Annotated in this window: 15 protein-coding genes; 9 read left to right on the forward strand and 6 right to left on the reverse strand. The window is 70.2% G+C overall.

Annotation, left to right across the window (positions count from 1 at the left end):
• Nucleotides 1–6: 6 nt before the first annotated feature.
• The 3 genes from VFW71_03245 to VFW71_03255 form a co-directional block, all read right to left on the reverse strand.
• Nucleotides 7–243, reverse strand: coding sequence for a hypothetical protein (locus VFW71_03245; protein ID HEU5001779.1), 237 nt, complete (start codon nt 241–243; stop codon nt 7–9).
• A 186-nt stretch (nt 244–429) separates the two neighbouring features.
• Entirely contained in the window at nt 430–2184 is a 1755-nt protein-coding gene (locus tag VFW71_03250; protein ID HEU5001780.1) for an HAD hydrolase family protein, read from the reverse strand.
• A 9-nt stretch (nt 2185–2193) separates the two neighbouring features.
• Nucleotides 2194–2469, reverse strand: coding sequence for a universal stress protein (locus VFW71_03255; GenBank protein ID HEU5001781.1), 276 nt, complete (start codon nt 2467–2469; stop codon nt 2194–2196).
• 1125 nt (nt 2470–3594) lie between these two features.
• Between VFW71_03255 and VFW71_03260 the strand changes: the two genes are divergently transcribed.
• From VFW71_03260 to VFW71_03295, 8 genes are all read left to right on the forward strand, one after another.
• The gene (locus tag VFW71_03260) at nt 3595–3840 is read left to right on the forward strand and encodes an ATP-binding cassette domain-containing protein (GenBank protein HEU5001782.1); all 246 of its coding nucleotides are present in this window, start codon (nt 3595–3597) and stop codon (nt 3838–3840) included.
• Nucleotides 3841–3844: 4 nt separating this feature from the next.
• A complete protein-coding gene (locus tag VFW71_03265; GenBank protein HEU5001783.1) occupies nt 3845–4009 on the forward strand; it encodes an ATP-binding cassette domain-containing protein in 165 nt (54 codons plus the stop codon).
• Nucleotides 4010–4044: 35 nt separating this feature from the next.
• Nucleotides 4045–4383, forward strand: coding sequence for a hypothetical protein (locus tag VFW71_03270; protein HEU5001784.1), 339 nt, complete (start codon nt 4045–4047; stop codon nt 4381–4383).
• A gap of 411 nt (nt 4384–4794) precedes the next feature.
• On the forward strand, nt 4795–5112 hold the full coding sequence (locus VFW71_03275; protein ID HEU5001785.1) for a hypothetical protein: 318 nt from the start codon (nt 4795–4797) through the stop codon (nt 5110–5112).
• 484 nt (nt 5113–5596) lie between these two features.
• Nucleotides 5597–5776, forward strand: a complete 180-nt coding sequence (locus tag VFW71_03280) for a PLDc N-terminal domain-containing protein (GenBank protein ID HEU5001786.1) — start codon at nt 5597–5599, stop codon at nt 5774–5776.
• Nucleotides 5773–6657 (forward strand): ABC transporter ATP-binding protein, encoded by an 885-nt coding sequence (locus VFW71_03285; protein ID HEU5001787.1) that lies wholly within the window; start codon nt 5773–5775, stop codon nt 6655–6657. The genes VFW71_03280 and VFW71_03285 overlap by 4 nt, the downstream gene beginning before the upstream one ends.
• A complete protein-coding gene (locus VFW71_03290) occupies nt 6654–7400 on the forward strand; it encodes a hypothetical protein (GenBank protein HEU5001788.1) in 747 nt (248 codons plus the stop codon). The genes VFW71_03285 and VFW71_03290 overlap by 4 nt, the downstream gene beginning before the upstream one ends.
• A gap of 685 nt (nt 7401–8085) precedes the next feature.
• Complete coding sequence (locus VFW71_03295; protein ID HEU5001789.1) at nt 8086–8226, forward strand: hypothetical protein; 141 nt, start codon at nt 8086–8088, stop codon at nt 8224–8226.
• A 193-nt stretch (nt 8227–8419) separates the two neighbouring features.
• Here VFW71_03295 and VFW71_03300 read toward each other — a convergent pair whose 3' ends face one another.
• The 3 genes from VFW71_03300 to VFW71_03310 are packed head-to-tail and all read right to left on the reverse strand — an operon-like array spanning nt 8420 to nt 11599.
• Nucleotides 8420–8908, reverse strand: a complete 489-nt coding sequence (locus tag VFW71_03300; protein HEU5001790.1) for a CBS domain-containing protein — start codon at nt 8906–8908, stop codon at nt 8420–8422.
• Nucleotides 8895–11384 carry a heavy metal translocating P-type ATPase gene (locus VFW71_03305; GenBank protein HEU5001791.1) on the reverse strand — a complete coding sequence of 830 codons (2490 nt, stop codon included), beginning with the start codon at nt 11382–11384 and terminating at the stop codon, nt 8895–8897. The genes VFW71_03300 and VFW71_03305 overlap by 14 nt, the downstream gene beginning before the upstream one ends.
• A complete protein-coding gene (locus VFW71_03310; protein HEU5001792.1) occupies nt 11381–11599 on the reverse strand; it encodes a hypothetical protein in 219 nt (72 codons plus the stop codon). Before VFW71_03310 ends, VFW71_03305 begins: the two co-directional genes overlap by 4 nt.
• Before the next feature lie 440 nt (nt 11600–12039).
• Between VFW71_03310 and istA the strand changes: the two genes are divergently transcribed.
• Nucleotides 12040–12746, forward strand: a 707-nt coding sequence (gene istA / locus VFW71_03315; GenBank protein HEU5001793.1) for an IS21 family transposase, incomplete at its 3' end; no start/stop codon positions are given.

Consider the following 12746-nt stretch of genomic DNA (forward strand, 5'->3'; position numbering starts at 1 on the left):
CGCTCACTACCACGACCGGAGCCGCTCCCAGATCGGGCGGAGCTCGGGCGTCGGGGTCGCGCCGGGCGCCGGCCGATCGGCGACCATGTCACGGACCAGGGCTGCGCGAGCACCCGCACCGATCAGGTCGGCGGGGGTGACCCGGATGCCGACCTCACGCACTGCCGCCGCCAGCTTCTGGACGCGCTGGGGTTGCACCATCAGCTCCCCGGCCACGATCCCTACCCACCCATCCTGGTCCATCGCTCCATCCTTTCTTCGCTCCCGGCCTGACCGCGACGACGGGATCGATGGTCACGCCCCGGGCCGGGCTCGGACCAGTGCGCAACGGCCTATCCGGGGGGAGCCCAACAGCAGGGTTTTCGGCGGGACTCGGGAGGCGTGAAGCCGGCACGGGAGCGATTTAGCCAACCCGGCTGGGCTGCGGGCTCACTCCGGCCAGCGAAGCCGCAGGGCAGTCACGAGGCGGATCCGGGCTGCTTGGACCACCGCCTCCGGGCTGTCGGCCTGCATCGTCGACTCCGCCGCAAAGAGCTCCGCCGCCAGCGCCTGGTCGCGGAACACGTTGGCGACCCAGTTGGAGAAGTCGTGGCTCGGGCAGTGGTGCCGCACTACGTCTTCGCTGCAGCGGTCCAGCTCGCCCTGAAGCTCCATGAGGTTCCCGGCCACCGCCCCGGTCAACCGATCGGCGCCGTCGCGGAAGTAGAAGCGCCGCCCCGCATCGACGCCGACCAGGCAGTACTTGTGCTCGTGGCGCAGGTGCGGTGTCACTCGCTGCCGGATCGCAAAGACGCGCGCCTGCCCGGGGCGGTGGCGTTCGGCGAGCACCGCGTGGCCCCTTCCCTGTTGGAGCAGCCGGGCGGCCACCGCCCGGGGAACGTCGGCCACTGCCGCCGTCACATCGACAAGCCCTCGCGACGGGTGGGGGCTTGCCATGCCGATCACCGCGTCGAAGGACGCCAGGACGTTTCCGGCCAGCTCATCGGGACGCCAGGTGACCGCGCAGTAGCCTTTGCCGGCGGGGTCCAGGAGTTCGGCGCCCGGGGCGCCCCGGGCGAGGGCGGCGTGCGCCTCGTCCAGCACCACCCACTGCGGGAGGCCACAGGACGCTCGCTCCGCCTCGATCTCAGCCGGAACTCCAGCCAGGTAGCTGGCCCGGGCGTCGGCACCGAGCCCGGACAGGTCCACCACGATGGAACCGTAGCCGTGGCGGATGGGCTCGAGAAGCACATTGGGCGCAGGAAGCGGTGCCTCCCGTCCTCCGACCACGGTGACCGCGTGGTGGGTCGCAAGCCCGCGGTGGTCGCCCTCGGGATCGATCACAACGAGGGAGTACTCCAACGCGATGAGCTGCTCGGCGATCAGGCCAGCGAGGTAGGACTTGCCCTGGCCAGTGTCACCGGCGACCAGCACGTTGATCTGGGATGCCGGGAGGCTGACCGGCGAGCCGTCCTGGGCGCTGCCGAGGTTGATACGCCAGCGGCTGGGCGGGAGTCGTTCGTGCCCGGAAAGCACCGCCCCCGACAGCAACTCTCTCACTCCGGCCCCATCCGCCTGGCCCAGCACCCCATCCGCGTGCGCCCGCAGGGCGGGCACCGCGTTGGCCACCGCGTAGCCCAGTTCGGTTGCGTCGATCAGCGAGTGGTCGTTCTCGGCGTCCCCGGCTCCGATAGTGTTGTGGCGCGAGATCCCTAGCTCGCACAGGGCTTGGTCCACCCCGGTGCCTTTAGTGACCCCGGCCGGCAGCACCATCAGCTCCGACCGGTTCCGGATCAGCTCGCATTCGAGCTGGAGGCGACGGACCTCCGCCATCACCTCGAGCTCGCTGGACGCGGAGCAGGCGAGCAGGACCTCGCCGAGCCGGTAGGCCACGCCTCTCGACGCCAGCGCCTCGGTCAAGCCGAGAGCCACCGGGGGGCAGAGGCAGCGGTGCTGAGGGCCGCAGACAAGCACGGCGCCGTTCTCCGCCACCACCGCATCGACGTGGCGCTCGACGCCCGGAAAGACCTCGAGCAACTCGGAAAAGATCCGGCCGGTGACCAGCACGATCTTCAAGCCTCGCTCGCGGGCGTCGTCCAGGGCGGCGAGCACCCGCGGGTCGACCGGGCCTTCGGCCAGCGTGCCGTCGTAGTCAAGCGCGACCGCGCGGAAGTAGCCGGGCACCACGGCGGCTTCCCCGCTCATGTCCCCCTCCTAGCGGTGGTCCCGGTGGCCAGGCTTGGTGGGGACGACGGTGACCGGGCAGGGCGCGTGGTGCACGACGGCGTGGCTGCCCGATCCCAGCAACGTCCCGGAAACTCGCCCCAACCTCGGGTGCCAACGACAAGGAGGTCTGCCCACTCCGCCGCGACCAGCGTGTCGCCCCGCAGCTTGGCCTCCTGAGCTGCCCACTCGACCGCGCTCAATGACTCCGACGAACCGTCGATACCCACCACGATCCTGCCCATTGCCGATTTCCCTTCCCGTCATTTCGCTGGTACTGGTGATCGTCGTCCTGGGGGCCGTGGTGCCGATACGGCCGTTGGGCCCCCATTCTCGGGTCCGGAGGACACCGGTGACCCCTGCCCGAGCGGCATGCCTGCCCCGAGCTGTGGACGGCTAGGCCGGTGGACTTTGCCTACGATTATGTCAACGCGCCGACGACGTTGTTCTGCCGCCGCGCAGCGCCCTGTCGGTCCTCCAACTGGACATCCGACCACACCAATAACTTCGACGAAAGCTATTGCCATGATGCAGCGCATGTTTCGCTTCTCCAGCATGGCGTACCCGTACGGCGGGAGGAGTTTGCCCTCGTCCTGCCGGACTATGCCCTGGAGGATGCCATCCACATCGGGCACAGGACCTCCGTGCCGTGCTGGCGACCGGCGGCGTCGTGCACGGGCGGACGGTGTTGCCCACGCCGACGATCTCCTGCGGGGCGCCACCTTCCCCGAACACGCCACCACCGCAATGGAGCTGGTCCGTTGCGCCGATGTGGCGTTGTACGCCGCCAAGGCCGCCGGGCGAAACCGGGTCATTGTCTTCGATCCCAACGGCCCTTCGGGCCGGGCGCTCCGCCTCCACCGGCTCCCGGCTCCGTAGACGCCGAGTTTCCACGGCCCTGGCTCAGCAGCCCCGGCTCAGCAGACATCGTGTCAAGAAATTGCCGTACTCCCTTGAGGCCCATCGTAATGTGCATTTCTGCTGCACTTGCCGCGCCACATCAAGGGGCATATGAATTGGGCTCCTTCTCGCTCGGCTCCGCCACCGGGGCCGGAGGAGCGGCAGGCCGTTCGGCCCGTGAGTTTCCGGGTTGGTTGGCCCTCCTTTCGCACCGGGTCCCGATCTAGCGTCGGGGTGTCGGTTCCGGGATGACGCGCCACGGAGCCAGCGAGGGGAGGGGGTCATGATGCTGGGTCGGCTGGTGCACCACCCCGCGGGAACCCAAGCCGGCGCGGACGCCCCCCGCCCAGCCCGGCCGGTAGCCCGGGGGCCAGCCCCCCGGGGAGTCCGGCGGGGACCGTCCTGGAATGCCCCGGCCTCGCCAAGGCCTTCGGCGATACCCGGGCCGTCGGCGGCATTGGCTTCAGCATTGCCGCCGGAGAGACCTATGGCTTGCTCGGCCCGAACGGGGCCGGGAAGACCACCGCCATCTCGATCGTGGCCGGCATCCTGGAGGCCGATGCCGGCCAGGTCCGGATCGACGGGCAGTTGGTGGCCCCGTCCGAGACGAGGGTGCGCAGATTCATCGGCTACGTCCCGCAGGAACTCGCCATCTCTCCGGACCTGACCGGCCGCGAGAACCTGTTGTTTCGCCCGCCTCTGCGGTGTTCCCAGTGGCGAGCGCCAAGACCGGAGTGACGAGATGCTGGCCACCGTCGGCCTCACCGACCGGGCCGGGAGCCGGACCAAGGACTACTCGGGCGGGATGAAGCGCCGGCCGAACATCGGCATCGGCTTGTTGCACCGGCCCCGGCTCCTGATCCTGGACGAGCCGACGGTGGGTGTCGACCGCAGAGCCGCAACGTGATCCTCGAAAGTGTCGAGAAGCTGAGCGATGCGAGGATGGCCGTCCTTTACACGACGTACTACATGGAGGAGGCCGAATGGCTCTGCGACCGCATCGGCATTATCGACGGCAGCCTGATGAAGGCTGAGGGCACCCGCACCGAACTGGTGGCCCTGGTGGGGGAGCAGGACCGGGTGACGGTCTCGGCGACCGGGGACCTCGCCGCCACGGCACAGGCGGTGTCGGCACTCTCAGCAGTGGTGCAGGCCACGACGTCGGCCGGCGGGATCGCGCTGCTGGTGCGGGACGCCCGCGACGCCCTGCCCGACATCCTGGAAACCATCCGCAACGCCGGCCACGGGGCGGCTCGGTGCAGGTCACCGAGCCGAACCTAGAAGGGGTATTCCTCCACCTCACCGGCGAGGTCCTGCGGGACTGAAGGCGTCGCGTGCGCCCGGCCCTTGAGATCTGCCTGAAGGACCTGAGCCGGCTCGGGGCGACGCGGGTGGGGTGCCGGCGATGCTGGGCCTGATGTTCCTTGTCCTCGCCACCACTGTGGCCATCGTTGCGGCCGGCCAGGCCACCGCCACCCGGGAGGAGGATGCCACGGGGCAGCTGGACAACCTGCTGGTCCGTCCGGTCAGCCGGTGGTCCTGGCTGGCGGGGCGCCTGGACCGCCTCCGCTGCGCTGCTCGTGGTGCTGGGCGCCGTCGGCGGCGCCTTCATGTGGGTCGGCTCGTCGCCCACCGATTCCAGGGCAATGCGGGCCTCGGTGGTCGACTGCCGGAGGGGCTGGGTTCCTACAGGTGCTGGGAGGGGGTCTCAACGTCGTGCCTCCGGCGCTACTGTTCCTGGCCCTGGGCACCCTCGTGCAGGCGCTGCGGCCCCGGCTGGCATCGGCGGTGGTCTACGGCCTCATCGGGTGGGTGTTCCTCATCGAATCCCTCGGGTCGGTAGTCACGATCACCCACTCGGTGATGGACACGTCGCTCTTCTTCCACATTGCCCCGGCGCCGGCGGCGAACCCGAACTGGGCGGGACTGGGGATCCTGGTGGCGCTGGCCGTGCTCTGCGCAGGTGTGGCCGGTGCCGTCTTCCGCCACCGTGACCTGGCCGACGCCTGAGCAGCCTTCCTACGTCTGACGAGCCCTACTGCGGCTGGGCGAGCTGTGTCCGGTCCTTTCGGTTACCGGCCCGGCGCCTGGCCAGGCTACGGGGGCTCCGAGAGCGTGCCCGCAAGAGCATGTGCGCCTCGGTTCTCGGTTTCCCTTTCATGGTCCGATCAGCTCTTGAAACGCCGATGAAGCGGCGACGATGCTGGTTGGGTGGGGCCGCGAGCTGCGCGTACAGACTGATGGCCGGGACGAACGCCGTCTCGAGTCAGCCCAAAGACACGTCCGGAGGTTGCCCCGAGACTCGGGCCCTTTGGCCCTGGCTCGTGGAGCCGCTTTGGCGAACTTTGGGAGCCTCGCAGAAAGGCAGCGGGGGGCGATGGACCCCTCGAAGCCCTGCCAACCGGCCCTAGCCGTCTGGCCCCCTGAGGACGAGCATTGGACCCGAGTCTGAGTCACAGGACTCCGATGACGGACGGAAGGAGGGCAGCCGAAGATGGTCGCTGCAATCGTCCCACTCGTCGTCCTCGGCGCGGGGTTCGTCGCTTACTGCCTCTACGACCTGCTCGGGTCCCAGGTGCGCTACCTGCCGAAGTGGGCCTGGGCCGCCATCTGCCTGGTATCGGTGCCCTTCGGTGGGCTCGTGTACTTGCTCGTGGGCAAGAAGAGCGCGTGAACGCCGTCGAGACCTCGGGGCTGTGCAAGGTCTACGGATCACAGCGGGCCCTCGACGCTGTCAACCTGCAGGTGCCCGGTGGTTCGGTGCTCGGGCTGGTCGGACCCAACGGCGCTGGCAAGACGACGCTGCTGTCTATCCTGGCGGGCCTCCGGCAGCCGACGTCGGGCTCCGTGACCATCGTGGCGGACCACCAATCGATCGCTACCTTGCCCGACACCCCACAGTTCGAGCCGTGGCTGACCGGGCGGGAAGTGGTGGACCTGGCCCGCGCCCTGGTGGCCCCGAGCCTCCCGCAGGCCCGGGTCGATGAGGTGCTGCAGGCGGCCGGGCTCGCGGACGACCGGGACCGGCGGGTGGGTGGGTACTCCAGGGGGATGCTCCAGCGCCTGGGGCTGGCCGCCACGCTCGTCGGTGCCCCGGAGCTGTTACTGCTCGACGAGCCGGCTTCGGCACTCGACCCCGCAGGCCGCCGCGAGGTCCTGGATCTGATCGCCGAGCTCCGCGGTCACGCCACCGTGATCCTGTCAAGCCACATCCTCGCCGACGTGCAGGAGGTGGCTGACCGGGTCGCCATCCTCCGGTCCGGCCGGCTGGTGTTCGAGGGATCCCTTGGGGAGCTGCTGACCGGCAAGACCCAGCCGGCCTACCAGGTCCGGGTCCGGCCCCCGCTGGAACCTGCAACCGTCGCCCTCAAATCCCAGCCTTGGGTCACCGACGTTGCCCAGCGCGGGCTGGATGTCCTCTCGGTGCGGGTCAGTTCCCTGGACGAGGCCGAGCGCTCGCTGACCAGAGTCCTGGCCGGCGTCCAGGCCCGGGTGGTGAGTCTGCGACCAGAAGCTCCCGACCTCGAGGAGGTCTTCCTGGAGGTGACGTCTTGAGCCTGTGGCGGCTGGAGTGGCTGCGCATCGTGCGCACCAGGCGCCTCATGGCCCTGGCCGGCACCTACCTCTTTTTCGGCGTCACCGGGCCGTTCGTGGCCAGGTACCTCCCGAACATCATCGGCCACGTTGGTGGGCGCGTCCGGGTGTCGGTCCCGCCCCCCGTGCCCGCCGACGGCGTTGCCCAGTACGTCTCGAACGCCTCGCAGATCGGCCTGCTCGTTGTCGTGCTAGTGGCCGGCGCCGCCCTCGCCTTCGATGCCCGTCGGGAGATGGGTATCTTCCTTCGCACCCGCGTCCGGCCCGTGCGCCGCCTGGTGCTCCCAGCCTTGCTGGTCAATGCCGCCGTCGCCGCGGCGGTCTTTGCCATGGGCACGGTCGCGGCCTGGTACGAAACCGACGTGCTGATTGGGGCACTGCCGGCCGGCCGGATGCTGCTGGGCTTGGCGTTAGGGATGCTGTTCCTCGGTTTCGCGGTCGCGCTGACCGCCCTAGCCGCATCCGTGGCGAGAAGCGTCCTGGCTTCCGCCGGAATCGCCCTGGCGGTTCTGTTGGGCATGGCGATCGTCGGCACCATCGGAGGAGTGGGCGCCTGGCTTCCCACCCACCTGATGGGGGCGCTGGCCGGACTTGCCAGAGGCGATGCCGCCACCGGCTACCTGCGGGCGGCCGGCATCTGCCTCGCCGCCGCCGCAGCTTGCATCGCCGCATCCGTTCCGCTCGCGACGCGCCGGGAGCTGTGAGCTGGTAGGGCGGCCATGGTGGTCACGAGGGTGGTGATGGAGAGGGCTAGCTGCGCGATACAGGTGCAAGAAGGCGTTGAGGGATGGCCCCACGACGTAGTTGGCGTCATTGGACACGGCCTACATCAGGCCCCCTCGGCCACAGAATCCAGGCTATAGCTCTGTCTCGCACCCGCGGCAGCACAAGCACACAGGGCTCGTCGAGCTATGGATGGGCGCCGGTCACGCCGTCGTCGTCGACGCGGCGAGCTCGGGTGCCCCGCCGGGACGGTGCACGTCGCCTGCCTGCCGGCGAGCCGGGGCTGGGACCCCCCGCCGGCCCCCAGCTCCCACGGGATGGACGTGGGCGCGCCGCGGTGGGCATCTCCCGCGCCCTGGGGTGCCTGCCTCGCCGCTTGGCCGTTCTCGTTATTGAGGGAGCCGCCTTCTACCTCGGCGCGCCGCTCTCCCGACCCGTCGCCGCCTCGGTGCCGAGGGCGGCACGCCTGGCCTTGCGCATTGTCGAGTCGAGGAACGGTACGCGCTCGCACGGAATCGACCGGTGAGTTCCGCGGCCAACAACGCGGTCTTCACGCAGTGAGTCGTACGACGAAAGAGTATCGATGACAAACGGCATCGCCGACGTGTTCCGACCCCTGCTGGTCACCATCGGACCTCCGCCAGCCTCGAGGCGCCGGCCGGGCTCATGGTGGAACATTACATCGGGGCGCTGGCAGTCTGGGACGGCGACCTCGAGGGCATGCTCTCGGAGCGTGACGTGGTCCCTGCCATGGCCGCCGGCGTCGACCCTGGCCGGACCAGAGTCGTGGACTACATGACTCCTTGACCGTATGTCGTCGGCCAAGAGAACACCTGCGAGGGGCCCGACTGATGGTCGAGGGCGGCATCCGCCACGCGCCGGTTGTCGATGCCAACGCAGCGGGGGGGCATGATCTCGGTGCGCGAGCTCCTGGCATGGAGCCTGGGACCGGGCGGCTGATGTCGAGCCGATGCCAGTTGTCCCCCTGGTGGGCCAGGCCTCAGGCGCTCGGGCCAGGTCCTTCCGCGCCCTTGGCCAGGCGCGCGCCGTCCTGCGCGATGGCCCGCACCAGGTCGGCGCGGGAGATGATGCCGACGAGTCGGCCGTCGTCGTCGGTGACCGGGAGCCGCTTCACGCCTCGCTGGTGCATTTCGGCTGCAGCCTCCCAGACACGGGCGTGCGGCGAGATGGTGGCCACGAGCCTGGACATGACGTGCTCGACCCGGGTCGGCTCGGGCCGGGTCCTCGGCTCCCGATGGGCCATGACGTAGTCCAGCACCGTCATCCCCCGGTCCCGGTCTTCCAACGGGGTCATAGCCTGGATGAGGTCGCTCTCGGACACCACCCCGATGACCAACCGCCCGGCGACCACCGGCATGCCGCTGATGCGGTTGCCGGCCAATCGCAGGGCCGCCTCGTGGATGGAGTCTTCAGGGGTCACGGTGACGACTCGGATGGTCATCACATCCTTCACGCTAATTTCGTCCATGTTCCACTCCTCCAGACCGGTCCGTGTTTCCTGGGATCTTCGTTGCTCCGACCATGCCCGTATCAGGGCCGATCGGACCCTTCCCCGAGGGCCCTCTTTCCGGCCGGGAAGGTGGAGTGAGCTCCAGGCTTCCCAGGGACAAGTAAGACTCTTCCTCCTGGGCGAAGTGCAGGCGCAGGACGGCGTACAGGCCGTAGAGCAGGCCCCGTAGTGCCCGGGCATCCTCGGCATCGGGTCCCTCGGGTGGCAGGTCGTCGACGGCCGCTGCGTAGCGGCGGATCAGGCGGCGGATCTCCTGGTGGCCACGGCTCATCGCCGCGGTCGGGTCGTCGCCGCCGAGGACGGCAGCCACCACCGGGTAGAGGATGCGGTCGTCCTCCTCCTCGTGCGGCTCCAGCGTCTCGACGAGGAACCTCCGAACCGCCTCCAACCGGCGCCGGGCCTCGTCGGGAGCCATTTCGTTAAGGGTGTCGCCCACGCGGCGGAGCTCATCGAGTTTCGGCAGAAGCCTGGCGTGTTCAATCCGGAACCGTTGGGCCACCTCCGGCCCGATCGAATCCATCGGCGTCCTGCGCCGGCCGGGCGTCAGTGCTCGGAGGGCGTTCAGGATCACCGCCACGTCTATGGCCTCCTGGACGAGGGCACCGGCCACCGGGGTGATGGTCCCAAGGGCGGCGGCGATCATCGCCGCAGCGGACAGCCCCATCCCAGCGACGATGCTCTGTCGGGCGATCGAATACGACCTCTTGGCGATGCCGATCGACTCCGCCAGCCGGTCTAGCCGGTCAACCACGATGACGGCGTCGGCGGCCTCAGAGTGGGCGGAGGCGCCCCGGGCCCCCAGTGCGACGCCGACGTCCGCGGCGGCGAGCGCCGCAGCATCGTTCAGGCCATCACCGACCATGACCGTGGTCCCTGGCCCCCGTTGGGCCCGTACCGCCTCCACCTTCTCCTCGGGCGAGCACTCGGCGATGACCCGGTCCGCACCCACGGCGTCGCCGACGATGGCTGCCACGTCCGATTGGTCTCCGGTGAGGACCACGACCTGCTCGATGCCGCCGTCGCGCAGCGCCCGGATGGTGCGGGGCGTGTCGGCCCGCAGCGGATCCTCGAGCACGATTATGCCGACACGGGTCGGCGACCCGTCCCCCCCACCCTCCGGGGGCGCCGTCACAGCCACGACGGCGTGGGAGAGGCCTTCCTGGTTCAGGCGCCGGCGCACCCGCCGCAGGTGCGGGGGCAGGCCGGCCGGCACCACCCAGGAGGCCCGCCCGACGCGGACCTGGAATCCCTGCACGGCGCCCTCGATGCCTCGACCAGCTACCTCCGCAACATCCGCAGGCAGCGAGAGCGGGAGCCCCCGGTCACGGGCAGCCCGCACGATGGCGGAGGCGAAGACGTGCGACGACACCTGATCCAGCGATGCGGCGAGGCCGAGGATGGACGCCGGGTCCGTGCCGGCTTCGGTCTCGATGGCCGTCACGGCGGGGACCCCGGCGGTGAGGGTCCCGGTCTTGTCCATCAAGAGGCGGCGGGCCTGGGCCAGCCCTTCAAGTGCCTTGCCGCCCTTCACCACGATGCCGCGCCGCGCCGCTCGCGAGATTCCCGAGACGATGGCCACGGGCGCGGCCAGGATCAGCGGGCACGGCGTGGCCACGACCAGAACCGCGAGGGCACGGACCGGATCGCCCGACAGCGCCCATGCCGACCCGGCGATGCCGACCGTCACCCCGGTGAAGCCCAGGGCGTAGCGGTCTGCCATCCGAGCGAAGGGGGCCTTGGACGCCTGGGCTTGCGCAACCAGGCGGACGATCCCGGCGTAGGTGCTGTCCCCGGCCCTCGCCGTGGCACGGAGATCGAAGGGACCGCCCGCGTTGAGACAGCCGCTTCGCACCTCGTCGCCGCGGGCGCGCTCGACGGGCCGTGCCTCGCCGGTGAGGGCAGACTCGTCCACGACCGCGGCCACGCTCGCCACCCTGCCGTCCACGGGGACCACGGCACCGGGCGGGACCAGGAGGACATCGCCCACAGCGATCTCCTCGATCGGGCGGGCGACGAGGAGGCCGTCCTCATAGCGGTGCGCGGTCCGCGGGGCCCGCTCGAGCAGGGCCGAGAGCTCACGGCGGGCGCGGGAACCGGCAAAAGCCTCAAGGGCTTGCCCACCGGAGAGCATGAGGGCGATCACCGCCCCAGCCAGATCCTCACCGAGCGCCAGCGAGCTGGCCATGGCAAGCACCGCGATGAGGTCCACGCCAGGCTGGCGCCGCCAGAGGCTTCGGGCCATGGCACCGGCCACCTGGATGAGCACCCATGCCGTAGTTGCGATCCAGACCCAATCCCCGGCGCGGGGCAGACCGGCGCCGTGGAGGAGGGCGCCGGCGGCCAGGCCCGCGGCGGTCGCGGCGGGCTGCAGCCAGCGCCCGTGGAGCCGCACCCAGGCGCCGCCGTGCGGGGAAGGCTCGGGCGGCGCAATCATGGCCTGCTGGCCTCTGCGGCCTGCCGGCGGCCGTCCGGCGACCGGAGCACCAGCACCGGGACGGCGCACTGTTTGGCCACGCGCTCCTCGGCGCTCCCCTCGCGGCCAGGCGGGATCTCGGCCTCCGGGGGTGTCGGGGGCGGCGCGGCGGCTGGAGCGAGCGCAGCCTCGGCGAGGGATGTCCCACCGAGTGGGACCGTTACACGGGTGTACATGTACGCCTCCTTTCCGCCCCTCAGATCCGTGCCCTCAGGCGGTCCGTACGTTCATGGTCGTGATTGCGGCGTCGGGAGGGCAGGGCCAGATGGCCTGTGGTCGCAGGGCGGAAGGTCATGGGTTCCAAGTGCCGGCCCAAGCCCCCAATGCCCCAGGAGGCGGCTCCAACTGACGCGTCGGGGGCTGTGCCCCGCTCCCCTGCAATTCGAGGCGTGCCATCTGGCACACCTCCCAGAATGCATAGGCATTGAGCAGGAGGCCCCGTAGGGTCTCTCCTTTGTACGTGGCCATGCCAAAGTCCCCACTGGTGGCCACTTAGAACGCCCCACGGGTGGCCGCAAGGAAGCCCCACCTCCGCCTGAAATCCGAGTCCTGGCCCCTCCGGCCGGTGACGGTGTCGGTGTCCGCCAGCACCACACCGACCGGAGGGAACCTCATTGTGAAGTCAGCGGAGGAAGACATGGACCTGATCGCCGCCTACCACGAGGTAGGCACGTACCGGGGAGCGGCCGTCATGTGCGGCTGCGACCACAAGACCGTCAGGAGGGCCGTTGAGCGTCACCGGGCGGGGGCCGCCGCCCGCCAGCGCCCGCCACGGGGCCACAACTACGACCCGCTCGCAGAGCTGGTCGCCGCCCGGGTCGCCGACACCAAGGGCCGGATCAGCGCCAAGCGACTGCTGCCGCAGGCGAAGGCGGCGGGCTACACCGGCTCCGCCCGCAACTTCCGCCGCCTGGTCGCCCGGGCCAAAGCGACCTGGCGCCGGGGACATCACCGGGGACGGCGTCCGGCGGTGTGGGCGCCGGGCGACACCCTGGTGATCGACTGGGGAGCCACCGGCGCCCTGCATGCGTTCTGCGCCGTGCTGGCGTGGAGCCGCTGGCGCTTCGTGCGCTTCGCCGCCGACGAACGCGCCGAGACCACCCTCTCGCTTTTGGCGGAAGCCCTGGAGGCGGTGGGCGGGGTGCCCAAGGTGGTGCTGTCGGACCGCATGGGCTGCCTGAAGGGGGCGGTGGTGGCCAAGGTGGTGGTGCCCACGCCGGACTACGTGCGCTTCGCCACCCACTTCGGATTCCGTCCCGACTTCTGTGAGGCCGCAGACCCAGAATCGAAGGGGATCGTGGAGAACCTGGTGGGCTACGCCAA

The organism is Actinomycetota bacterium, assembly GCA_035765775.1.
In the GTDB taxonomy this organism is placed as follows: domain Bacteria; phylum Actinomycetota; class CADDZG01; order JAHWKV01; family JAOPZY01; genus DASTWV01.

Excerpts from the sequence above, each read along its gene's own strand:
- VFW71_03280 (HEU5001786.1), top strand. The coding sequence starts at position 5,597 with ATGGTCGCTGCAATCGTCCCACTCGTCGTCCTCGGCGCGGGGTTCGTC.
- VFW71_03265 (HEU5001783.1), top strand. The coding sequence starts at position 3,845 with ATGCTGGCCACCGTCGGCCTCACCGACCGGGCCGGGAGCCGGACCAAG.
- VFW71_03245 (HEU5001779.1), bottom strand. The coding sequence starts at position 243 with ATGGACCAGGATGGGTGGGTAGGGATCGTGGCCGGGGAGCTGATGGTG.
- VFW71_03255 (HEU5001781.1), bottom strand. The coding sequence starts at position 2,469 with ATGACGGGAAGGGAAATCGGCAATGGGCAGGATCGTGGTGGGTATCGA.
- VFW71_03270 (HEU5001784.1), top strand. The coding sequence starts at position 4,045 with ATGGCCGTCCTTTACACGACGTACTACATGGAGGAGGCCGAATGGCTC.
- VFW71_03310 (HEU5001792.1), bottom strand. The coding sequence starts at position 11,599 with ATGTACACCCGTGTAACGGTCCCACTCGGTGGGACATCCCTCGCCGAG.
- VFW71_03305 (HEU5001791.1), bottom strand. The coding sequence starts at position 11,384 with ATGATTGCGCCGCCCGAGCCTTCCCCGCACGGCGGCGCCTGGGTGCGG.
- VFW71_03250 (HEU5001780.1), bottom strand. The coding sequence starts at position 2,184 with ATGAGCGGGGAAGCCGCCGTGGTGCCCGGCTACTTCCGCGCGGTCGCG.
- VFW71_03295 (HEU5001789.1), top strand. The coding sequence starts at position 8,086 with ATGGTGGAACATTACATCGGGGCGCTGGCAGTCTGGGACGGCGACCTC.
- VFW71_03300 (HEU5001790.1), bottom strand. The coding sequence starts at position 8,908 with ATGGACGAAATTAGCGTGAAGGATGTGATGACCATCCGAGTCGTCACC.